The sequence below is a fragment of the Mesorhizobium sp. M2A.F.Ca.ET.042.01.1.1 genome (genome assembly GCF_003997405.1).
In the GTDB taxonomy this organism is placed as follows: Bacteria; Pseudomonadota; Alphaproteobacteria; order Rhizobiales; family Rhizobiaceae; genus Mesorhizobium.
The window spans coordinates 1-20320 of the sequence record NZ_RZRX01000033.1 but is presented as its reverse complement, the minus strand read 5'-3'; the positions used below and the strand labels follow the sequence as shown (position 1 = coordinate 20320).

Annotated in this window: 23 protein-coding genes and 1 pseudogene; 13 read left to right on the top strand and 11 right to left on the bottom strand. The window is 63.9% G+C overall.

Annotation, left to right across the window (positions count from 1 at the left end):
• Positions 1-44 precede the first annotated feature (44 nt).
• Positions 45-2114 (bottom strand): EAL domain-containing protein, encoded by a 2070-nt coding sequence (locus EOA23_RS07660; RefSeq protein ID WP_127303466.1) that lies wholly within the window; start codon positions 2112-2114, stop codon positions 45-47.
• Between the two features lie 134 nt (positions 2115-2248).
• Here EOA23_RS07660 and EOA23_RS35625 point away from each other — a divergent pair, with 134 nt between their 5' ends.
• The 3 genes from EOA23_RS35625 to tdh are packed head-to-tail and all read left to right on the top strand — an operon-like array spanning position 2249 to position 4684.
• Complete coding sequence (locus EOA23_RS35625; protein WP_189341538.1) at positions 2249-2413, top strand: hypothetical protein; 165 nt, start codon at positions 2249-2251, stop codon at positions 2411-2413.
• Positions 2410-3597 (top strand): glycine C-acetyltransferase, encoded by a 1188-nt coding sequence (locus tag EOA23_RS07655; RefSeq protein WP_127303465.1) that lies wholly within the window; start codon positions 2410-2412, stop codon positions 3595-3597. Before EOA23_RS35625 ends, EOA23_RS07655 begins: the two co-directional genes overlap by 4 nt.
• Positions 3598-3649: 52 nt before the next feature.
• Positions 3650-4684: an L-threonine 3-dehydrogenase gene (tdh, locus tag EOA23_RS07650; RefSeq protein ID WP_127303464.1), complete on the top strand. Its 1035-nt coding sequence runs from the start codon at positions 3650-3652 to the stop codon at positions 4682-4684.
• A 199-nt stretch (positions 4685-4883) separates the two neighbouring features.
• Here tdh and EOA23_RS07640 read toward each other — a convergent pair whose 3' ends face one another.
• Entirely contained in the window at positions 4884-5330 is a 447-nt protein-coding gene (locus EOA23_RS07640) for a MarR family transcriptional regulator (protein WP_127303463.1), read from the bottom strand.
• Between the two features lie 129 nt (positions 5331-5459).
• On the opposite strand from EOA23_RS07640, the gene hmgA reads away from it, so the two are divergent.
• The 6 genes from hmgA (at position 5460) to EOA23_RS07610 (ending at position 9880) form a co-directional block, all read left to right on the top strand.
• Positions 5460-6773, top strand: coding sequence for a homogentisate 1,2-dioxygenase (gene hmgA, locus EOA23_RS07635; protein ID WP_127303462.1), 1314 nt, complete (start codon positions 5460-5462; stop codon positions 6771-6773).
• Positions 6774-6783: 10 nt separating this feature from the next.
• The gene (locus tag EOA23_RS07630; protein WP_127303461.1) at positions 6784-7671 is read left to right on the top strand and encodes an MBL fold metallo-hydrolase; all 888 of its coding nucleotides are present in this window, start codon (positions 6784-6786) and stop codon (positions 7669-7671) included.
• Complete coding sequence (locus EOA23_RS07625) at positions 7668-8681, top strand: fumarylacetoacetate hydrolase family protein (protein WP_127303460.1); 1014 nt, start codon at positions 7668-7670, stop codon at positions 8679-8681. Before EOA23_RS07630 ends, EOA23_RS07625 begins: the two co-directional genes overlap by 4 nt.
• A 28-nt stretch (positions 8682-8709) precedes the next feature.
• Positions 8710-9246, top strand: coding sequence for a DinB family protein (locus tag EOA23_RS07620; protein ID WP_127303459.1), 537 nt, complete (start codon positions 8710-8712; stop codon positions 9244-9246).
• 75 nt (positions 9247-9321) lie between these two features.
• Entirely contained in the window at positions 9322-9537 is a 216-nt protein-coding gene (locus EOA23_RS07615; RefSeq protein ID WP_127303458.1) for a BrnT family toxin, read from the top strand.
• Positions 9538-9562: 25 nt separating this feature from the next.
• On the top strand, positions 9563-9880 hold the full coding sequence (locus EOA23_RS07610) for a BrnA antitoxin family protein (protein ID WP_127303457.1): 318 nt from the start codon (positions 9563-9565) through the stop codon (positions 9878-9880).
• A gap of 35 nt (positions 9881-9915) precedes the next feature.
• Here the strand turns inward: EOA23_RS07610 and hppD are convergent, their stop codons facing one another.
• Positions 9916-11031, bottom strand: coding sequence for a 4-hydroxyphenylpyruvate dioxygenase (gene hppD / locus EOA23_RS07605; RefSeq protein WP_126061249.1), 1116 nt, complete (start codon positions 11029-11031; stop codon positions 9916-9918).
• A gap of 137 nt (positions 11032-11168) precedes the next feature.
• Between hppD and EOA23_RS07600 the strand changes: the two genes are divergently transcribed.
• Positions 11169-11636, top strand: a complete 468-nt coding sequence (locus EOA23_RS07600) for an Lrp/AsnC family transcriptional regulator (RefSeq protein WP_127303456.1) — start codon at positions 11169-11171, stop codon at positions 11634-11636.
• 64 nt (positions 11637-11700) lie between these two features.
• Here the strand turns inward: EOA23_RS07600 and EOA23_RS07595 are convergent, their stop codons facing one another.
• The 6 genes and pseudogenes from EOA23_RS07595 to aztA form a co-directional block, all read right to left on the bottom strand.
• On the bottom strand, positions 11701-12039 hold the full coding sequence (locus EOA23_RS07595; RefSeq protein WP_127303455.1) for a TIGR01244 family sulfur transferase: 339 nt from the start codon (positions 12037-12039) through the stop codon (positions 11701-11703).
• A 91-nt stretch (positions 12040-12130) separates the two neighbouring features.
• Entirely contained in the window at positions 12131-12568 is a 438-nt protein-coding gene (locus tag EOA23_RS07590; RefSeq protein ID WP_126061248.1) for a DUF6691 family protein, read from the bottom strand.
• A 3-nt stretch (positions 12569-12571) separates the two neighbouring features.
• Positions 12572-12994 (bottom strand): YeeE/YedE thiosulfate transporter family protein, encoded by a 423-nt coding sequence (locus tag EOA23_RS07585; RefSeq protein ID WP_127303454.1) that lies wholly within the window; start codon positions 12992-12994, stop codon positions 12572-12574.
• Between the two features lie 132 nt (positions 12995-13126).
• Positions 13127-14068 (bottom strand): zinc ABC transporter substrate-binding protein AztC, encoded by a 942-nt coding sequence (gene aztC, locus EOA23_RS07580; RefSeq protein ID WP_127303453.1) that lies wholly within the window; start codon positions 14066-14068, stop codon positions 13127-13129.
• A 31-nt stretch (positions 14069-14099) separates the two neighbouring features.
• Positions 14100-14975 (bottom strand): zinc ABC transporter permease AztB, encoded by an 876-nt coding sequence (gene aztB, locus EOA23_RS07575; protein WP_127303452.1) that lies wholly within the window; start codon positions 14973-14975, stop codon positions 14100-14102.
• Positions 14975-15799: pseudogene (aztA, locus tag EOA23_RS07570) on the bottom strand (zinc ABC transporter ATP-binding protein AztA). The gene aztB and the pseudogene aztA overlap by 1 nt, the downstream one beginning before the upstream one ends.
• A gap of 224 nt (positions 15800-16023) precedes the next feature.
• Between aztA and EOA23_RS07565 the strand changes: the two are divergent.
• Positions 16024-16368 carry a RidA family protein gene (locus tag EOA23_RS07565; protein ID WP_126061243.1) on the top strand — a complete coding sequence of 115 codons (345 nt, stop codon included), beginning with the start codon at positions 16024-16026 and terminating at the stop codon, positions 16366-16368.
• A 204-nt stretch (positions 16369-16572) separates the two neighbouring features.
• Here EOA23_RS07565 and hutC read toward each other — a convergent pair whose 3' ends face one another.
• Both hutC and EOA23_RS07555 read right to left on the bottom strand, forming a co-directional pair.
• A complete protein-coding gene (gene hutC, locus EOA23_RS07560; protein WP_127303451.1) occupies positions 16573-17319 on the bottom strand; it encodes a histidine utilization repressor in 747 nt (248 codons plus the stop codon).
• A 14-nt stretch (positions 17320-17333) separates the two neighbouring features.
• Entirely contained in the window at positions 17334-18689 is a 1356-nt protein-coding gene (locus tag EOA23_RS07555; RefSeq protein WP_127303450.1) for a formimidoylglutamate deiminase, read from the bottom strand.
• Between the two features lie 96 nt (positions 18690-18785).
• Between EOA23_RS07555 and hutI the strand changes: the two genes are divergently transcribed.
• Together hutI and EOA23_RS07545 are read left to right on the top strand one after the other, a co-directional pair.
• Complete coding sequence (gene hutI / locus EOA23_RS07550; protein WP_189341537.1) at positions 18786-20015, top strand: imidazolonepropionase; 1230 nt, start codon at positions 18786-18788, stop codon at positions 20013-20015.
• On the top strand, positions 20012-20320 hold a 309-nt coding region (locus tag EOA23_RS07545), incomplete at its 3' end, for an aromatic amino acid lyase (RefSeq protein WP_189341536.1). The genes hutI and EOA23_RS07545, both read left to right, overlap by 4 nt.

Here is a 20320-nt window from a genome sequence, read left to right as displayed (position 1 = left end):
GGCCGCCATAACGCCCGGTTGTGTCAAGCTTGTTGGCGGTTGCGCTAGCCCAGGCTGCCCTGCAGCACTTTCAGCCTCGCCTTTTTCGGGCTGCGTGCCGCCAGCCATTCGCGCGCCTTGTCCTGCGGCATCGGGAACGCGATGGAATAGCCCTGCACCTGGTCGCAGCCGATCGCCATCAGCGAGTCGAGCTCGGCCTCGGTTTCGGCGCCCTCGGCGACGATCGAGATGCCCAACCCCCTGGCAAGTTCCGTGATGGCGCGCACGATCTTGCTGTTGTCGCCATTCTCATTGATGTTCTGGACAAAGCGCCGGTCGATCTTCAGCCGGTCGATCTCGTTCGGGTTGACGTGGCTGAGCGAGGCATAGCCGGTGCCGAAATCGTCAAGCTCCAGATGCACGCCGGCGGCGCGGATGTGGCGGAGCTTGGCGGCGATTCCGGTCTTCTCGTCGTCGAGGATGACGGATTCGACGATCTCCAGCGAAAGCTTCTGCGGCGCCAGCCCGGCGCGCTCCAGCGTGCCGAACAGGAACTCGTCGAAATCAGGCTCGCGCAACTCCGTGCCCGAAACATTGACGGCGATGCGCCCGAAATCGATCCCGGCGCGGTCCCATTCGGCGGCCTCGTTGATCGCCTTACTGATGACGATGCGGCCGACATCGGGCATGAAGCCGCATTTCTCGGCGACGGGAATGAACTCGCCGGGCGAGATCATGCCGCGCGTGGCGTGGTTCCAGCGCACCAGCGCCTCGATGCCGCTGATCTTGCCGCTGGTCAGCGACACCTGCGGCTGGAAATAAACCTCGAAGCTCTTCTCGGCGATCGCCGTGCGGATGTCCTGTTCGAGCTGCTTGCGGTAGTCGAGCTCGCGCCGCAGTTCCTCCGAGAAGAAGGAGAAATTGCCGCCGCCGAGCTTCTTGGCGGAATAGAGGGCGAGGTCGGCATGGACGAGCAGGTCCTGCGCATTGTCGGCGTCGACTGGATAGACCGCGATGCCGGCGCTGGCGCCAGGCATGATGGTCGTACCCTGGAAGGTGATCGGCTCGTTGATTTCGGCAAGGATGCGCTTGGCCAGCGCATGGATGTCCTCGGTGGTGCCGGCTCCGTTGAGGATCATGACGAATTCGTCGCCGCCGAGCCGCGCGCAGAGGTCCGACGCGCGGCAGGAATCGCGCATGCGCTGCGCCGTCACCACCAGCACATAGTCGCCGGCGGCGTGTCCGAGCGTGTCGTTGATCTGCTTGAAGCGGTCGAGATCGAACTGGACCACCGCCAGGCGCTCGCGGCGCCGGTGCGCGCCCTTGATCAGCGTATCGAAATGGTCGGTCAGGAAGGTGCGGTTGTGGAGACCGGTCAAGCCGTCATGCACGGCGATGAAGGCCATGGAGTTGCGCGCGTCGACCAGCTCGCGGGTCTTGCGCAGGATGGCGTTGGACATCGGCCGGAAGATGAACAGCGCCACCAGCACGATGACGCCGAGGGTGGCGAAGAACAGCGTGCGGTGCAGGTCGAGGATGTTGCTGGACTGCGCGTCGGCGAACGCGCTGATGCGCTGGCCGAGCGCGGCGTAGCCGGACAGTGTCGCATTGGCGACGGAAGCGTCGAGGCCGGCGCGTTCGCCGCCGGCCTTGTAGCCGTTGCTCTGCATGCCGAGCTGCGACTCAAAGGACGAGACCAGCCTTTCGCCATTGGCGACGAGCCCGACCGAGAAGTAATCGAGGTGGAACGGCTTGTTGAACAGCACATATTCGATCGACTTCGGATCGTTGCGTGCTGGCGACAGCGGATCGGCGCCGGTCTCCTTGAGCAGCCGATCGTAGCTGGTTTCGAATTCGCCCGTCGCCTGCTTGAGCGCGGTGACCAGCGCCGGCTGCTTGTCGCGCGAGGCAGCGCCCGTGGCGCTCGCCAGGAAGACGATGCGTTGCGACAGCGCCTTCTGCGTCGAGACGATGTCGAGCAGGGCATCATTGTGCTGCTGCTGCGCCATCAGCTGCTGCAGAAGAATGAAGGAGGCCACCACCATGGCGGCAATAATCGCGAGCGCCAGCCAGTAGCCGGTCTTGATGAGCAGGATCAGCTTGCGCGAAACGCTCTGCACTGGCTGCTGCGACATGACTTAAGTGACCCTCCGGTCGACGGATTCCCGCCTTCGTGACGGGAAGACGCTTGCCTTGAAAGGGTTAACAGCTCGGCAAAGGAGGCCGATGGCGAACGCAGCGGCGCGACAAAGCTCGCAAGATGGTTATCATGTCGTTTCCCACGCACAGCTTTTTGATCGCATTGCTGGTGCCTCGCCAGAAAGGATTGCCGTCCGGCTTTCGCGACGCCACCGAAGCGGTCGCTTTTGCGATGGATTTTTTGCAGCCGTGGCGCGACAGTCCGGCCTCGAACCGAACAGGGCCAGACCCATGAGCAAAGCATTCCTTTCCCACATCGACAGCGAGCTCCAGGGGCTGAAATCGGCCGGGCTCTACAAAGCCGAGCGGGTGATTTCCTCCATGCAGTCCGCCGAGATCGAGGTCGGCGGCGAAAAAGTGCTGAACTTCTGTGCCAACAATTATCTCGGCCTCGCCGACAGCCTGGACCTGCGCGACGCGGCAAAGCATGCGCTCGACCACTATGGCTACGGCATGGCTTCGGTGCGCTTCATCTGCGGCACGCAGGAAGAGCACAAGGAGCTCGAGGCGACGATCTCGTCTTTCCTCGGCATGGAGGACACCATCCTCTATTCTTCCTGCTTCGACGCCAATGGCGGCCTGTTCGAGACGCTGCTTGGCGAGGAGGACGCCATCATCTCCGATGCCTTGAACCACGCCTCGATCATCGACGGGGTCAGGCTCTCCAAGGCCAAGCGTTTCCGCTACGCCAACAACGACATGGCCGATCTTGAGGCCCGCCTGAAGGAGGCGAAGGACTGCCGCTTCCGGCTGATCGCCACCGACGGCGTGTTTTCGATGGACGGCATCATCGCCAATCTGCGAGGCGTCTGCGATCTGGCCGAGAAATACGATGCGATGGTGATGGTCGACGACAGCCATGCGGTCGGCTTCGTCGGCAGGAACGGCCGCGGCTCGGCCGAGCATTGCGGTGTCGAGGGCAGGGTGGACATCATCACCGGCACGCTGGGCAAGGCGCTGGGCGGCGCCTCCGGCGGCTACACGTCCGGCAAGAGGCAGGTGGTCGATTGGCTGCGCCAGCGTTCGCGGCCCTATCTCTTTTCCAACACGCTGATGCCGGCCATCGCCGGCGCCTCGATCAAGGTGTTCGACCTGATCCGCCATGGCGACGCGCTGCGCCAGCGCCTATATGCCAATGCGGATCGCTTCCGCTCCAAGATGGGTAAGCTGGGCTTCACCCTGGCCGGCGCCGATCACCCGATCATCCCGGTAATGCTGGGCGACGCGGCGCTAGCGCAGGAGATGGCCGCGCGCATGCTGAAGCGCGGCATCTATGTCATCGGTTTCTCCTTCCCGGTGGTGCCGAAGGGCCAGGCGCGCATCCGCACACAGATGTCGGCGGCGCATTCCAGCGCCGACATCGATCGCGCGGTCGAGGCGTTTGGCGAGGTCGGCAAGGAACTGGGCGTCATTTCCTGAACGCCCGGCGCTGGAAAAAGATTCCGGATCAATGGATTCGAAGGACAACAGAATGTCGAACATGATGAAAGCGCTGGTGAAGGCCAAGGCTGAGCCGGGCATCTGGATGGAAGAGGTGCCGGTGCCGGAGATCGGCCCGAACGACGTGCTGATCAAGGTCAAGAAGACCGCGATCTGTGGCACCGACGTTCATATCTACAATTGGGATCAATGGGCGCAGAAGACCGTGCCGGTGCCAATGGTGACGGGCCATGAATTCGTCGGCACCGTCGCCGATTTCGGCGCCGCGGTCACCGAATACAAGGTCGGCCAGCGCGTCTCGGGCGAGGGGCACATCGTCTGTGGTCACTGCCGCAACTGCCGCGCCGGGCGAGGGCATCTCTGCCGCAACACGTTGGGCGTCGGCGTCAACCGTCCCGGCGCCTTCGGCGAGTACATGGCGATCCCGCAGCACAATGTCGTGCCGATCCCGGACGACGTTCCGGACGAGATCGCGGCGATCTTCGATCCGCTGGGCAATGCGGTTCACACCGCACTGTCCTTCGACCTGGTCGGCGAGGACGTGCTGGTCACCGGCGCCGGCCCGATCGGCATCATGGGCGCGCTGGTGGCCCAGTGCGTCGGCGCGCGAAAAGTCGTCATCACCGACATCAACCCGGTCCGGCTGGATCTGGCGCGCAAGCTCGGCGTCCAGCATGTGGTCGACGCCTCGAAGGAGAAGCTGCGCGACGTGATGCCGTCGATCGGCATGAGCGAAGGGTTCGATGTCGGCCTGGAGATGTCAGGCGCCGCACCCGCCTTCCGCGACATGATCGACACCATGAACAATGGCGGCAAGATCGCCATTTTGGGCATCGCGCCCACCGGCTTCGAGATCGATTGGAACAAGGTCATCTTCAAGATGCTGCATCTGAAAGGCATCTACGGCCGCGAGATGTTCGAGACCTGGTACAAGATGATCGCGCTCGTGCAGGGGCCGCTGGATGTTTCGGGGCTGATCACGCACCGCATTGGGATCGACGATTTTCAGGTAGGGTTCGATGCGATGCGGAGCGGCAGTTCCGGTAAGGTGGTGATGGATTGGTGAGGGGCTAAGGTAACGTCGAGTTCCTTTGCCCCCCTCTCTGTTCTGCCGGACATCTCCCCCTCAAGCGGGGAGATTGGCTGCCTCGGCGCCGGCTCTCATCCTGCAATGTTGCCGATTGGCGAAAGCCGGCGTGACATCTAATCTCCCCCAAGAGGGGAGATGTCCGGCAGGACAGAGAGGGCGGCCTCGCGCCAACCGATCAGCCCTTTTCCTCCAAGGCCCCCTCCAGCGCCGTCACCCCCTTCACTAGCGCCACCCGCTCATCCGCGCTCAACCTCGCCAGCAGCTCCCTCTCGAACGCCTTCGCCAGCGGCACCATTTCCCGATAGGCCGCCAGCCCCGCCTTGGTCAGCGCCAAGTGCTCGACACGCCGATCATTCTCGTTCGGCGTGCGCGTCAGCCAGCGTCGGCGCTCCAGCTCGGCCACCGCGCGCGACACCTTGGTCTTGTGCATGGCCGACTGCTCGCCGAGCTCCGTCGCGGTCATCGTGCCGTGCTGGCCCAGCCCCGACAGCGTGCGCCATTCCGGCCTCGTCAGGCCGTGGCGCTCCTTGTAGATGCGGGAGAACTCGCGGCTGACGATGTCAGCCAGCCGGTAGAGCCGGTAGGGCAGGAAACTCTCCAGCTCGAGGATATCCGGTTCCATGAAGTGCTCCCCGTGGCAGCGCGCCGTTGAAAGTTACATTTTCGATGGTTACAAATGAAACCAGTTTGGTCAACATCACCGGCAAGCTACGCTTCGCGAGGTTTGGGCACCGGGATCAGGGAGGATCGGATGGGCTTTTCCTACATGCCGGGCTTCGGCAATGACTTCGAGACCGAGACTCTGCCCGGCTCGCTGCCGCAGGGGCGCAACTCGCCGCAGCGGCCGGCCTACGGGCTTTATGCCGAGCAGCTCTCCGGCTCGCCTTTCACCGCGCCGCGCGGCACCAATGAGCGTTCGTGGCTCTACCGCATCCGCCCGAGCGTGAAGCACACCGGCCGCTTCAAGGCCGCTAGCTACCCTTTGTGGAAGACAAGCCCCAACATCGGCGATCATGAGCTGGCGCTCGGCCAATACCGCTGGAATCCGACGCCCATGCCCACCGAGCCGACGGACTTCATCTCCGGCATGCGCACCTTCACCACGGCCGGCGATGCTGCCGGGCAATCCGGCATGGCCGCGCATGTCTATGTCGCCAACCGCTCGATGGTCGACGACCATTTCTTCAACGCCGACGGCGAATTGCTGGTCGTGCCGCAGGTCGGCGCGCTGCGCTTCGTCACCGAGATGGGCGTCATCGAGCTTCGCCCCGGCGAGATCGCCGTGCTGCCGCGCGGCCTGGTCTTCAAGGTCGAGCTCGCCGACAAGGAGGCGCGCGGCTATGTCTGCGAGAATTACGGCGCCAAGTTCACCATGCCGGACCGCGGCCCGATCGGCGCCAATTGCCTGGCCAATCCGCGTGACTTCAAGACGCCCTGCGCCTGGTTCGAGGAGAAGGAGACGCCGTGCCGGCTGATCGTCAAATGGTGCGGCACCTTCCACGTCACAGAGCTCGGCCATTCGCCGCTCGACGTCGTCGCCTGGCACGGTAACTATGCGCCCTATAAGTATGACCTGGCTACGTTTTCGCCGGTCGGAGCCATCCTGTTCGACCATCCCGATCCGTCTATTTTCACCGTGCTGACGGCGCCGAGCGGCGAGGAGGGCACGGCCAATGTCGACTTCGTCATCTTCCCGCCGCGCTGGCTGGTTGCAGAGGACACGTTCCGTCCGCCATGGTACCACCGCAACATCATGAGCGAGTTCATGGGCCTGATCCATGGCCAGTACGACGCCAAGGAAGAGGGCTTTGTGCCGGGCGGCATCAGCCTGCACAATCAGATGCTGGCGCATGGGCCGGATGCTTCCGGCTTCGAGAAGGCGACGCGGGCGGACCTCAAGCCGGTCAAGCTCGACAACACCATGGCCTTCATGTTCGAGACCCGATTTCCCCAGATGCTGACGCGCTATGCCGCGGAACTCGGAACCTTGCAGGAGAACTACATCGACTGCTGGGCCGACCTGAAGAAGCGTTTCAACGGCACCCCGGAGGGCGACTGGTCTTGAGGTTCGCCCGATGAGCGACAGGCTGGTGCTTCTGGGCTCCAAGGGCGGCCCGGCGTTGCGTCCGGGCGGGCCATGGCCGAGCTCGTCGCTCCTTCAGATTGGCGAGCGTACCAACGTCGTGGATTGCGGGCTTGGTGTCACGCGCGGCCTGGTCGATGCCGGCATCAGCCTCAAGGCGCTTGACCTGATCTTCATCACGCACCTCCATTCGGACCATATTCTGGAACTCGGGCCGCTGATCCACACCGCCTGGACCGCGGGACTGGCGACGCCGGTGACGGTCTACGGACCGCTGGGCACACAGGATTACTGGCGGCATTTCTACCAGGCGATGGCATTCGACATCGGGATCCGCATCGTCGACGAGGGCCGGCCGGATATCCGCGAACTGGTCTCCATCAAGGAATTTGGCGAGGGCGCCATCCTGGAGGAAGAAGGACTGACAGTGGCGGCGCTGCGCGTCGACCATCCGCCGGTGACCGACTGTTTTGCGCTGCGCTTCGGGCATGGCGGCAGAAGCGTGGTGTTCTCCGCCGACACAGCCTTCTTCCCGCCGCTGGCAGAATTCGCGCGCGGCGCCGACATCCTCGTCCATGAGGCCATGCTGGAAGAAGGTGTGGAAAGGCTGGTCGCCCGGACCGGCAACGGCGCGCGGCTGCGCGAGCACCTGTTCGCCAGCCACAGCCTCGCCGAGGATGCCGGCCGCATCGCCAGCAATGCCGGTGTGCGGCGGCTGGTGCTCAACCACCTCATCCCGGCCGACGATCCGGCGATCAGCGAGGCCGATTGGGTCGCCGCTGTCAGGAAATCGTGGGCGGGTGACTTGACGATCGCCCGCGACGGCCTTGTTGTACAACTAAGCGGCGCCAAAGCCGCGCGAGGAGAGGAAACCGCATGAAGCTTGCCACACTGAAGAACGGGACGCGCGACGGGAAGCTTGTCGTGGTCTCGCGCGATCTGACGCGGTTCACCGATGCCTCCTTCCTGGTGCCGACGCTGCAGGCCGCGCTCGACGACTGGCGCCGCATTGCCCCGCATCTCGCGACGTTGGCGGAATCGCTCGAGACCAACGCCGTCCCGTCGGAGCGTTTCCACGAACACAACGCGAATTCGCCGTTGCCGCGGGCCTATCAATGGGCGGACGGCTCGGCCTATGTGAATCATGTCGAGCTGGTGCGGAAGGCGCGCGGCGCCGAAATGCCGGCAAGCTTCTGGACCGATCCGCTGATCTACCAGGGCGGCTCGGATAGTTTTGTTCCCCCGCGCGATCCGATCCGCATGGCCGATGAAGCCTTCGGCATCGACATGGAGGCCGAGGTTGCGGTCATCGTCGACGACGTGCCGATGGGCGCGAGCCTGGAAGAGGCGAGGGAGGCGATCCGCCTCGTCATGCTGGTCAACGACGTGACGCTGCGCGCCATCACCGGGCCTGAGCTGGCCAAGGGCTTCGGCTTCTTCCAGTCGAAACCGTCATCGGCTTTCTCGCCGGTCGCTGTCACACCCGACGAACTGGGCGACGCCTGGGATGGCGGCAAGGTCAGCCTGCCGCTGCTCGCCGATCTCAACGGCAAGCCCTTCGGCCGCGCCAATGCCGGCGTCGACATGACCTTCGACTTTCCGGCATTGATCGCGCATGCCGCGAAAACCCGGCCGCTTGCCGCCGGCACCATCATCGGCTCCGGCACCGTTTCCAACAAGCTGAATGGCGGGCCGGGCAAACCGGTCTCGGCCGGCGGCGCCGGCTATTCCTGCATCGCCGAACTGCGCATGATCGAGACCATCGAGAGCGGCGAGCCGAAGACGCCGTTCCTGCGTTTCGGCGACACGGTGCGGATCGAGATGAAGGACAAGGCCGGCCATTCGATCTTCGGCGCCATCGAGCAGAAGGTCGAGAAATACGTCAAATAGGCGCGGGCCGGGGGAGGAGGCCTAAACGGTGACGCTGCTCGATCACCTGCGCCGCATGGCGCGCAACAATCTCTGGTCGAACGACCGGCTCTACCGCGCCGTGCTGGCACTCCAGCCCGGCGAGTTCGAGGCCGGGCGCATAAGCTTTTTCCCGTCGATCAGGGAGACGCTCAACCACATCCTCGCGGTCGACCTTCTTTATCTCGATTTCTTGACGGATGGAGGCCTGGGTGCCGCAGCCTATGACGACTTCATCCCGTTCGACGATACGGCAAGCCTGGCGGCGGCACAGGCCAATTTCGACCGCAAGCTTGTCGCCTTCTGCGATGGCCTGTCGGAAGCCGATCTCGACCGTCGAGTCGTCACCGACCGGCGCGAGGACGGCCTGATTCCCGAGCGCATCGGCGACATCCTCGGCCATGTCTTCCTGCACGACATCCATCACCGCGGCCAAGTGCATACCATGCTCTCAGGCACCTCGGTAGCGCCGCCGCAATTGGATGAGTTCCTGCTCGACTATGACGTCAAGCTGAGGGAGGATGAGGTTGAGCGGCTGGGGCTGTAAGCGCGGCGGCTGTGTTGAAAAATTATTGTAGTTACGAAAATTCTTGACTTATTTATTGTAGGTACATAAATTCCGGTGAAGATCGTTTGGGATGAGATCAAGCGACAGGCGAACATCTCGAAACACGGGATGGACTTCTTGGATATCGAGATGGATTTCTTTTATGCCGCCACCATCTTGCCGGCGCGTGGCAAGCGATTCATGGCGATCGGCAACATTGGCGAAGCTGCAATTACGGTGGTCTTCTCTCGCCTTGGAAACGAGGCCATCTCCGTCGTTTCCATGCGGTAGCCAGTGGGAAGGAAAGGAATGTCCGATGACAGCGAAGAGGCTGAACATTACCAAGCCTGACAAGGAATTCACACCGGGCAAGGGCTTCACCGAGGCGGACTGGGATGCTGTAGACAGCCCGGAGGCCACTGATGAGCAGCTTGCCCAAGCCCGTCCCTTCGCTGAAGTGTTCCCCGATCTTGCCGAAAGCATTCGCCGCTCGCGCGGCCGGCCGGCGATCGACAATCCGAAGAAACAGGTGACGTTGCGCCTCGACAGCGACGTGCTCGCCCGCTTCCGTGCCGGCGGACCTGGCTGGCTGAGCCGGATTAACGACATTCTGCGGAAGGCTGCCGGCCTTTAGATAGCCGGCGGTTGTGTCGTTCTGCTGGCTTGGCTCTAAGCCGCCTTGCCGTCCAGCTTGATCACGCCGCGCTTGATCTGGTCCTGCTCGATCGATTCGAACAGGGCGCGGAAATTGCCTTCGCCAAAGCCTTCGTCGCCCTTGCGCTGAATGAACTCGAAGAATATCGGGCCGATCACGGTCTTGGAGAAGATCTGCAGGAGGATCTTGGTCATGCCGCCGTCGACCACGCCTTCGCCGTCGATCAGGATGCCGTGCTTCTTCATGCGCTCGATCGGCTCGTCATGGCCGTGCACGCGCTCATGCGACATTTCATAATAGGTGTCGGGCGGGCCGGGCATGAACTTCAGCCCGTTGGCGGCAAGCTTGTCGGTGGCCTCGTAGATGGCGTCGGTGCCCACCGCGATGTGCTGGATGCCCTCACCATTGTACTTCTTGAGGTACTCGGCGATCTGACTGGTCTCGTCCTTGGATTCGTTCAGCGGAATGCGGATCTTGCCGCAGGGCGAGGTAATCGCCCGGCTGACCAGGCCGGTGATCTTGCCGTCGATGTCGAAGAAATGGATCTGCTTGAAGCCGAACAGGTCGCGGTAGAAATCCCACCACTTGTCCATGTTGCCGCGATAGACATTGTGGGTGAGGTGGTCGAGGAAGTAGAAGCCGACGCCTTCGGGCTTGGGATCGCGCTCGCCTAACCACTCGAACTCGGCATCGTAGGCCGACCCCTTCTCGCCATAGGCTTCGATGAAATAGAGCAGCGAACCGCCGATGCCGACGATGGCCGGCACGTCGAGCGCCTTGTCGGTGCCTTCATAGGGCGTCGCGCCCTTCGACACGGCGTGCTCGAAGGCGTGCTTGGCATCGACCACGCGCCAGGCCATCGAGGCGGCGCAAGGGCCATGCTTTTCGACGAACTTCATCGCATGCGAGCCCGGCTCGGCATTGACGACATAGTTGATGTCACCCTGGCGCCAGACGGTGATGTTCTTGGTCCGGTGCTTGGCCACCGCGACATAACCCATGCGGGTGAAAAGTTCGGCAAGCTTGGCGGGCTCCGGATGCGCGAATTCGACGAATTCGAAACCGTCGGTGCCGGCGGGATTTTGCTTGCTGATTTTCGCGGGTGGCGCGTCGTGCGGGAAGGGGCCCATGGCAGTCCTCCGAAAGCTGTTGCGGCCAGGCTTGGCTATGCTCGCCATGATAGCGCGGAGCCGCCGCACGGTGCTTGCATTCAGCCGCCCATAACGCGCATCATGTGCGCAAATTGTGCATGAGTGGAGGAATAGGTATGGATGATGCGCGCCTTGATCAGTTTGACCGCAATATAATGGCGCTTCTGCAGGACGATGCGCGATACACCAACAACGATCTTTCGGAGCGCGTGAACCTGTCGCCCTCGCAATGCTCGCGCCGCCGCCAGCGGCTGGAGGACGATGGCTACATCAAGGGCTACCGCGCCGTGCTCGACCGCGATCGTCTCGGCTTTTCGCTGGTCAACGTCATCTCGGTGACCCTGGCCACCCACAACCGCGACAATGCCCGCCGCTTCGGCGAACTGGTGGCGCGACTGCCCGAGGTGCAGGAGGCGCACGCGCTGACCGGCGAGATGGATTACATCCTCAAGGTGGTGACGCCCGATCTCAAATCACTGTCGGAGTTCGTCAACGGCGTTCTGCTGCCGCATGAATCCGTGCAGCACGTGAAGACGGCGATCGTGCTGGAGACGCTGAAGGAAACCGGCGCGCTGCCGATTTAAAGTGTGCTGATATTCAGGTGAGGCCGGCCTGACCTGAATATCAGTACACTTTCTCGGCAAATCGTCAGCCGCGCTGCTGCTGGATCAGCCCGTAAAGATTGGTGCAGCGGGCGCCGGAGCGGCAATAGGCGAAGACCGGCCCTTCGAGCTCGTCGAGCGCGGCGGCCTGGTCCTCGACATTGTCCATGGTGATCTGGCCGCTGATGACCGGAATGTAGCGGAACGCCAGCCCTGCCGCCTCAGCCGCGGCCTGAACGCTGTCGGCAGAGGGCTGGCCAGGCTGCTCGTCGTCCGGCCGGTTGCAGATCACGCTCTTGAAGCCGGCGTCCTTGATGGCGGCGATGTCCTGCGGCTGGATCTGGCCGGAGACCGAATAGTCGTCGCTGATCTGGCGGTATTCCATGATGTCGTCCTCGCAATCCTAGGCGCCTGTTGGCTTGGGCGCAGTTCTGCCACTCCCCGGACCGGCGGGCAACCACTGCGGTGGAGATTTCCTATGTGGTCGCCAGGCGGGCAAGCCGAGTCCTGGCCAAGCGCGCCACCGCGATGCCCGCCACCATCGCGACGACGAAGATCAGCGTCTCCGCGCGGCCAAGGCCGAGCGCCGGAATGGCGCCGCCGGGGCAAAAGCCGGCAATGCCCCAGCCGATGCCGAACAGCGCGGCGCCCCCGACGAGTTGGCTGTCGATGTCCTTCCTGCCCGGCAAGGCGAAAGCCGTTTCGAACACCGGCCTCTTGCGGAGGGCGAATATGAGGCGGTAACCGGCAAAGGCGACGGCCAGGCCGCCGCCCATCACGAAGATCAGGCTAGGATCCCAGGTTCCGGCGATGTCGAAGAAATTCAGCACTTTCGCCGGGTTGATCATGCCGGACACAGCGATGCCCAAACCGAAGAGGCCGCCGATCAGGAAGGCCGAGGCGAGCTTGCTCATGGTTCAGCTTCCAATCACATGACGGGTGACAAAAACGGTGACGAAGGCGGTGGCCATGAAGGTCGCGACGGCGACGAACGAGCGCGGCGACAGTCGCGCGATGCCGCAAATGCCGTGCCCGCTCGGACAACCGCCACCGAAATGCACTCCGACACCGACGAGAAAGCCGCCGACGACAAGGGCCAACGTCGGTACCGGCACATTGAACTCGATGTCCTTCCCGGCGAGCTGGATCAGCAGCGGCGCGCTGATCGCGCCGGCGAGAAAGGCAGCGCGCCACTTCCAGTCGGCGGACACCGGCGGGATAACGCCGGTCAGTATCCCGGTCATTCCCGCAATGCGGCCATGCAATGCCATCAGCAGCACGGCCGACAGGCCGATCAGGGCTCCGCCAAGCAGAGACTGGAATGGCGTGAAGTCGGTCATGGAAAGGCCAATCCGCGTCGATAAGGAGATACTCATTCAGCAGATAGACATTTTCACACGGGAATCCAGCCGGAAATGGTCCGGCTGGAAAGGCGGCGTTGGCCGGTTCTCAACGCAGGCCGACAAGCCGGCTCAACTGCCGAGGATCGCGCCTTTGATCTGCGTGATGTTGTTGTGCATCATGTCGATATAGGTCGAAGCCGGGCCGTCCGACCCCGACAGCGCGTCCGAATAAAGCGTGCCGCCGACCTTGATGCCGGTCTCGCCGGCGATCTGCTCGATCAGCCGCGGATTGGTGATGTTTTCCACGAAGATCGCCGCAGCCCTGTCCTGCTTCACCTGTTCGACGAGCTTGGCGACGTCGGCCGCGGAAGGCTCGGAATCGGTCGAGATGCCCTGCGGCGCCAGGAAGGTCAGGCCGTATTCATGCTCGAAATAGCCGAAGGCGTCATGCGAGGTGATGACCACGCGCTTCGCCTCCGGGATCGACTGGATCGCCGCCTTCACGTCGCCTTCCAGCGCGTCGAGCTTGGTGGTGTAGGCTGCGGCGTTGGCCTTATAGCTGTCGCAACCTTCATTGTCGGCCGCGCAAAAAGCATCGGCGATGTTCTTCACATAGATCTTGGCGTTGGCGATCGATTGAAAGGCGTGCGGATCGGTGACGGTCTTGCCGCCGCCGGTGCCGGCGCCTTCGGCAGCGTCCGCGTCGGCGAATTCCGGCTTGAAGTCGATCGGCGTGACACCCTTGGTCAACGTCACGATCGCGGCCTTGGTGGCGCTGGCGTCGACGAGGCGCTGCAGGAAACCTTCGAAATGCAGGCCGTTGACCAGCACGACGTCGGCGCCTGCCATCGCCACCGCGTCGGCCGGGCTCGGCTCATAGACATGCGCGTCGCCGTCCGGCCCGACGATGGTGGTGATGTTGACCCGGTTGCCGCCGACATTCTTGGCGAAGTCGGCAATCACGGTGAAGCTCGCCACGACCTTGAGCGGCGCCGCGAAGGCGGAAGAGGTCGCGAAGGCGCTTAATGTTATAACACTCAACGCCAGCGCGGCACGGAAGGATTTCAGCATTGGGGACAGTCTCCTTGCTTGGGGATTGGGGTCAGGCGGTGCGGTGGCGGTGATGCACGATGCGGGCGCGCAGCACGCCGCGCGTGCCGAACAGGATCGAGCAGAAATAGACGACGCCGGCCGAAAGGATGATCGCCGGGCCGGAAGGCAGCGAAGCGTGGTAGGACAGAAGCAGACCGGCGCCGCAGGAGGCAAAGCCGATCAGCACGGCCAGCACGCACATCGGTTCAACGCGCACCGTCCAGAAGCGGGCGGCAGCGGCCGGCAGCATCATCAGCCCGACCGAGAGCAGCGTGCCCAGGGCCTGGAAGCCGCCGACGAGGTTGAGCACGACGAGCCCGAGAAAGATGAAATGCACCGGGCTGCCCATGCGGCTCACCGAGCGCAGGAACAGCGGATCGAGGCATTCGGCGACCAGGGCGCGCCAGAAAATGGCGAGGCAGGCGAGCGTCACCGCCACGATGCCGCCGATTAGGATCAGCGCCTCGTTGTTGAGCGCGAGCACCGTGCCGAACAGCACATGCATGAGGTCGACGCTGGAGCCGCGGATCGACACCATCAGCACGCCGACGGCAAGCGAAATGAGATAGAAGGCCGCCATCGAGGCGTCCTCGCGCTGGATGGTGAAGCGCGACACGGCGCCCGCGCCGAGCGCCACGATGATGCCGGCGATCAGCCCGCCGATCGTCATCGGCAGGATCTCGAGCCCGTAGAGCAGGAAGCCGGCGGCGGCACCCGGCAGGATGGCATGCGCCATGGCGTCGCCCGAAAGGCTCATGCGCCTTAGCATCAGGAAGACGCCGACCGGGCAGGCGCCGAGCGACAGCATCAGCGAGCCGAACAGCGCCCGCTGCATGAAGGCGAAATCGGCGAAGGGTGCGATGAACCAGCCGTAGAAAAATTCCATCACGCCGCCCTCGGTCCGGAGCCGTGGTCGTGATGATGATCATGCGCATGATCGTGATGGTCGTGCCCATGGTCATGGGCGTGATCATGCTCGCTCGGCTCGCACCAGGGCGCATTCTCTTCCCAGGCCTCGTGGAAGCGCCGTGCCTTGAGCAGGTTTTCCGGCCGCAGCGTTTCCTTTGTGTCGCCCCAGGCGACCGGCTGGCGGGCGAGCAGCAGCGTTTCCGGGAAATTCTGCCGCACGAGATCGAGGTCATGCACGACGACCATGATCGTACGCTCCTCGCCATGCCAGCGCTTTATCAATTGGATGAGATCGCCGACGGTCTTGGCGTCGACCGCATTGAAAGGCTCGTCGAGCAGGATGAGGTCGGCGTCCTGCAACAGCACGCGGGCAAACAGCGTGCGCTGCAATTGGCCGCCCGACAGCGTATCGATCGGCCGCTTCTCGAAGCCGCCGAGCCCGACCGCCATCAATGCCTTGCTGACCGACTCGCGATCCTCTTTCGTATAACGGCCGAGCATCCCGCGCTTCGGCTACAGGCCGAGCGAGACCAGATCGACGACCCGCGCCGGAAAGGAGCGGTCGAGTTCCGACTGCTGCGGCAGATACGCGGTGCGGACGCCCGGCATGCGGACCACGGCCCCTTCCATCGGCTTCAGCACGCCCACGATGCCCTTCATCAGCGTCGACTTGCCCGAGCCATTGGCGCCGACCACCGCGGTCAACGAGCCTTTGCGGACGACGCCGTTCAGATGATGGATCGCCGGATGGCTGCCATAGCCGAGCGTCAGGTCGCGGAAGGTCAGGCAGGCATTGGTCATCAGGCGTCGGTCCGCGAAATCGGGTAGCTTGTCGATATGTGATGTTATTACATTAGTCAACATCGCGGTCCGGCGGAATTGTGACACGGCCGGTCAACTCGCCGTGTAGGCGGATGGGCGGACTCTCCGGACAATTGGCTCAATTGGTTTCGCGGCCACCGGCCTTGCCCCAGGGCGGTCCGGACTCTAAACAAGCGCGACTCCAAGAAACGAAGGAACCTGCAATGAGCATTCGTCGCATCGATGTCGGCCCGCGCATGAGCCAGATCGTCATCCACGGCAATACCGTCTACCTGGCCGGTCAGGTTGGCCAGCCCGGCGGCAACGTCGCCTCGCAGACGCGCGACATCCTGAAGACCATCGACGAATTGCTGGCCAAGGCCGGCACCGACAAGACCAAGATCGTCCAGGCGATCATCTGGCTGGCCGACATGGGCACCTTCGCCGAGATGAACTCGGAATGGGACAAGTGGGTGCCGCAGGGCCACACCCCGGCCCGCGCCACCGGCGAAGCCAAGTTGGCTACTCCGGAATATCTGGTCGAGATCATTGTGACGGCGGCGCTGTAGGGCGCGGCGCTTCCCCTTCTCCCCTTGTGGGAGAAGGTGGCCGCGAAGCGGCCGGATGAGGGGTGTTGGAAGGATCGCTGCGTTGAAGAAATGGGCGCTTGAAGCCCCCTGTTCTTCAGCGCCTCGTTTCTTCCAACACCCCTCATCCGTCTCGGCGCTGCACGCCGATCCACCTTCTCCCACAAGGGGAGAAGGAGAAGAGCGCTACCCCTGCGACGGCGTGAACCTCGCCACCAGCGTATGGCTCTCCGCCGGATAGATGAAGCGTACATGGGTCACCGGGTGCTCAGCGCTCCAGGTGCGGCGCTCGACCACCAGGCAGGGCGCGCTCGCGTCGATGTCGAGCGCGTCGGCGATATTCTCGTCGGCGGCCATGGCGCGGATGCGATGTTCGGCCTCGCTCCACGGCACGCGGCCGATCAGCCAAGGGCCCGGCGCGATGTCGAGGAATTCCTCCTCGCCGGCCTCGGGCACGGCTGAAAGGTTGATCAGCCGCTGCTCCAGCGCGAACGGCCGTTCGCCGGCAAAATGCAGGCCTTCCAGCGCAAGCACCGGCCCCGGCGCGGCAAGCCCGAGCAGCGCGCGGTCATCGGCGCTGCTGCGCCGCTTGAGGCGTTCCAGCCGCTCGTAGCGATAGGGCAGGCCGAGCGCCTCGACCTCGATCCTGATGTCGTGCAGTTCCAGCACCGCCGCCTGCGACTGCGGCTGGCGCACGAAACTCCCGGAACGGCGGCGGCGCTCGATCAGTCCAGCCTTGGCAAGCTGCGACAGCGCCTTGTTCACCGTCATGCGCGAGCAATTGTATTGAGCCGTCAGCTCATGTTCGAAGGGGATACGATGCCCGGGCGCCCAGGCGCCTGAGAGGATCTTTTCGCGGATGTCGGACAGGATGCGCTGATGCAGCGAGAGGATCTCGCCGCCATCGATGTCATCTGTCTCGACAAGGCTCATCGGACGGTCCTGCTTCAGCCTTGCGACAGCGCGGTCATGACTTTGCGGAACCGCTTGGCAACGGCCTCGCGCTTCGCATGCCTGCCGCCGCTGACCTGCTTCCTGCCATGCACCCAGACGCAATCGATCGTGCTGCCATTGGCGAAGATCCAGGCGTCGAGGATCGCGTCGCCCGTCTTGCCGGCCAGCGATGGATGGTTTTGATCGAGCGAGACGAGATCGGCAGCGCCGCCGGCGGCAATCTGCGACGGGCCGGCGCCGAGCGCCTGGCTGCCGCCGTCGAGCGCCGCATCGAACAGCGCGCGCCCGTTGGAACCGCCGGGACGCGCCAGCACATTGCGGGCGCGATGGGCGAGGCGCTGCGAATATTCGAGCTGCCTCAGCTCGTCCGGCAGCCCGATCAGCACGTTGGAATCGGACCCGACACCGAAACGGCCGCCATGCTCAACGAAAAGCGGCGCCGCGAAAGTGCCGTCGCCGAGATTGGCCTCGGTGATCGGGCAAAGCCCCGCGATCGCCCCGGTCCGGGCCATGGCGATCGTCTCGGCCTCGGTCATATGCGTGGCGTGGATCAGGCACCAGCTTTTGTCGACTTTGGCGTTGGCGAGCAGGAATTCGACCGGACGCTTGCCCGACCAGGCAACGCAATCCTCGACCTCCTTCACCTGCTCGGCGACATGGATGTGGATCGGACCGTTCGGCGCCATCGCTGCGACTGAATTGAGTTCGTCCGGCGTTGCGGCCCGCAAACTGTGCGGCGCGACGCCGACAACGGCTTGCTCAAGCGGACGAACAGCCTCGCGGGCTTTCTCAAGCAGACGTCCGAAACGTTCGACATCATTGATGAATCGCCGCTGGCCTTCATTGGGAGCGGCGCCGCCGAAGGCCGAATGTTCATAGAAGACCGGCAGGAGCGTTAGGCCGATGCCGGTCTCTCCGGCTGCCGCCGCGATCCGCTCCGCCATCTCGGCGACGTTGGCGTAGGGCTGTCCGTCGCAGTCGTGGTGGAGGTAGTGGAACTCGCCGACGCGCGAGAAGCCGGCTTCCAGCATCTCGACATAAAGCTGCGCCGCGACCGCCTCGACTTGATCCGGCGTCATCGAGAGCGCGAAGCGGTACATCACCTCGCGCCAGCTCCAGAAACTGTCGGCCGAAGGGCCGCGCAATTCGGCAAGACCTGCCATGCCGCGCTGGAAGGCGTGGCTGTGCAGGTTGGGCATGCCGGGCAGGACGATGGCATGGCGCTCGTCGCCCGCCTGCGCGATAGCGCCGGCCTCGACCTTGGAGATGCGGCCATCCTCAAAGGCGATCCTGACATTGCTTTGCCAGCCCTCGGGCAGCAGCGCCTGTTCTGCAAAGATTGCCGTCACGTTCCTCTCCGAATCTGAAGTCCGAGCGACATTATCGCTTGCGTCGCGTTTCAATATGTATATACATAATCGCTATCCAAGCAAACGGAAAAGATGATGGGTGGAGCAAGCGGGAAGAGCGGCCATCGGGTCTGGCGCAATGCGCGCCTGGCGACCATGGCTGAGGGCGCGGCCGGTCTCGGTATCGTCGAGAAAGGCGCGGTCGTCGCGCGCGACGGCCTCATTGTTTATACCGGTCCCGAGGCCGATATGCCGGTCGCGGCCGGGCAGGGCGCCGAGACCATCGATTGCGCCGGACGCTGGATCACGCCCGGCTTGATCGATTGCCACACGCACCTCGTCTATGCCGGCAACCGCGCCAATGAATTCGAGATGCGGCTGGCCGGCGCCACCTATGAAGAAGTGGCGCGCGCCGGCGGCGGCATCGTTTCCTCGGTCAAATCGCTGCGCGCCGCCAGCGAGAACGAGCTCGTCGCCCAGACTCTGCCGCGTCTCGACGCGCTGCTCGCCGAAGGCGTCACGACCGTCGAGGTGAAGTCCGGTTACGGCCTCGATGCTGACAACGAGAAAAAATCGCTGCGCGCCGCCCGCCGGCTGGCAGACGACCGCCCGGTCACGATCCGCGCCACTTGTCTCGCGGCCCATGCGCTGCCGCCGGAAGCCAAGGGCGACAAGGACGCGTTCATCGATCTCGTCGCGGATACCATCCTGCCGCAGGTCGCCGCCGAAAAGCTCGCCGACGCCGTCGACGGTTTCTGCGAAGGCATCGCTTTCTCGCTGGAGCAGATGGCGCGCGTTTTCGACAAGGCCAAAGCGCTCGGCCTGCCGGTGAAGCTTCATGCCGACCAGCTTTCCAACCTGCATGGCGCGGCGCTTGCCGCGCGCTATGGCGCGCTGTCGGCCGACCATCTTGAATACACGGACGAGGAGGGCGCCGCGGCGATGGCCAAGGCCGGCACCGTGGCGACGATCCTGCCCGGCGCCTACTACTTCATTCGCGAGACCAAGAAGCCGCCGGTCGATCTGTTCCGCCGCCACGGCGTGAAGATGGCGGTCGCCACCGATTCCAATCCCGGCACCTCGCCGCTCACCTCGCTGCTGCTCACCATGAACATGGCCGCGACGCTCTTCGGCATGACTGTCGACGAATGCCTCGCCGGCGTCACGCGTGAGGCCGCGCGTGCGCTGGGGCTCCTCGACAAGACCGGCACGCTGGAAGCCGGCAAATCGGCCGACCTCGCCATCTGGGACATCGAGCGCCCGGCCGAACTCGTCTATCGCATGGGCTTCAACCCGCTCCATGCCCGCATCTGGAGAGGACAATGACCGAACTGACCCTGACGCCCGGCAGCGCGACGCTTGCCGACTGGCGCGCCATCTATCGCGGCGCCGTGCCGAAGCTGGATGCGGCCTGCCGGCCGAAGATCCGAGCCAGCGCCGAGGCGGTCGCCCGCATCCTCGCCAAGGGCGAGCCGGTCTATGGCATCAACACCGGCTTCGGCAAGCTGGCCAGCGTTCGTATTCCAGAGAGCGATCTCGAAACGCTCCAGCGCAACATCGTGCTCTCGCATGCCGCCGGCGTCGGCGAGCCGATGCCGGTCGCCGTAGTGCGGCTGATGATGGCGCTGAAG

Bases quoted from the DNA above. Each gene is read 5' to 3' on its own strand.
- hutI (WP_189341537.1), top strand. From the start codon at position 18,786: ATGGGTGGAGCAAGCGGGAAGAGCGGCCATCGGGTCTGGCGCAATGCG.
- EOA23_RS07595 (WP_127303455.1), bottom strand. From the start codon at position 12,039: ATGGAATACCGCCAGATCAGCGACGACTATTCGGTCTCCGGCCAGATC.
- EOA23_RS07585 (WP_127303454.1), bottom strand. From the start codon at position 12,994: ATGACCGACTTCACGCCATTCCAGTCTCTGCTTGGCGGAGCCCTGATC.
- EOA23_RS07565 (WP_126061243.1), top strand. From the start codon at position 16,024: ATGAGCATTCGTCGCATCGATGTCGGCCCGCGCATGAGCCAGATCGTC.
- EOA23_RS07610 (WP_127303457.1), top strand. From the start codon at position 9,563: ATGACAGCGAAGAGGCTGAACATTACCAAGCCTGACAAGGAATTCACA.
- EOA23_RS07625 (WP_127303460.1), top strand. From the start codon at position 7,668: ATGAAGCTTGCCACACTGAAGAACGGGACGCGCGACGGGAAGCTTGTC.
- EOA23_RS07590 (WP_126061248.1), bottom strand. From the start codon at position 12,568: ATGAGCAAGCTCGCCTCGGCCTTCCTGATCGGCGGCCTCTTCGGTTTG.
- hutC (WP_127303451.1), bottom strand. From the start codon at position 17,319: ATGAGCCTTGTCGAGACAGATGACATCGATGGCGGCGAGATCCTCTCG.
- hmgA (WP_127303462.1), top strand. From the start codon at position 5,460: ATGGGCTTTTCCTACATGCCGGGCTTCGGCAATGACTTCGAGACCGAG.
- tdh (WP_127303464.1), top strand. From the start codon at position 3,650: ATGTCGAACATGATGAAAGCGCTGGTGAAGGCCAAGGCTGAGCCGGGC.
- hppD (WP_126061249.1), bottom strand. From the start codon at position 11,031: ATGGGCCCCTTCCCGCACGACGCGCCACCCGCGAAAATCAGCAAGCAA.
- EOA23_RS07655 (WP_127303465.1), top strand. From the start codon at position 2,410: ATGAGCAAAGCATTCCTTTCCCACATCGACAGCGAGCTCCAGGGGCTG.
- EOA23_RS07660 (WP_127303466.1), bottom strand. From the start codon at position 2,114: ATGTCGCAGCAGCCAGTGCAGAGCGTTTCGCGCAAGCTGATCCTGCTC.
- EOA23_RS07630 (WP_127303461.1), top strand. From the start codon at position 6,784: ATGAGCGACAGGCTGGTGCTTCTGGGCTCCAAGGGCGGCCCGGCGTTG.
- EOA23_RS07600 (WP_127303456.1), top strand. From the start codon at position 11,169: ATGGATGATGCGCGCCTTGATCAGTTTGACCGCAATATAATGGCGCTT.
- EOA23_RS35625 (WP_189341538.1), top strand. From the start codon at position 2,249: ATGTCGTTTCCCACGCACAGCTTTTTGATCGCATTGCTGGTGCCTCGC.
- aztB (WP_127303452.1), bottom strand. From the start codon at position 14,975: ATGGAATTTTTCTACGGCTGGTTCATCGCACCCTTCGCCGATTTCGCC.
- aztC (WP_127303453.1), bottom strand. From the start codon at position 14,068: ATGCTGAAATCCTTCCGTGCCGCGCTGGCGTTGAGTGTTATAACATTA.
- EOA23_RS07640 (WP_127303463.1), bottom strand. From the start codon at position 5,330: ATGGAACCGGATATCCTCGAGCTGGAGAGTTTCCTGCCCTACCGGCTC.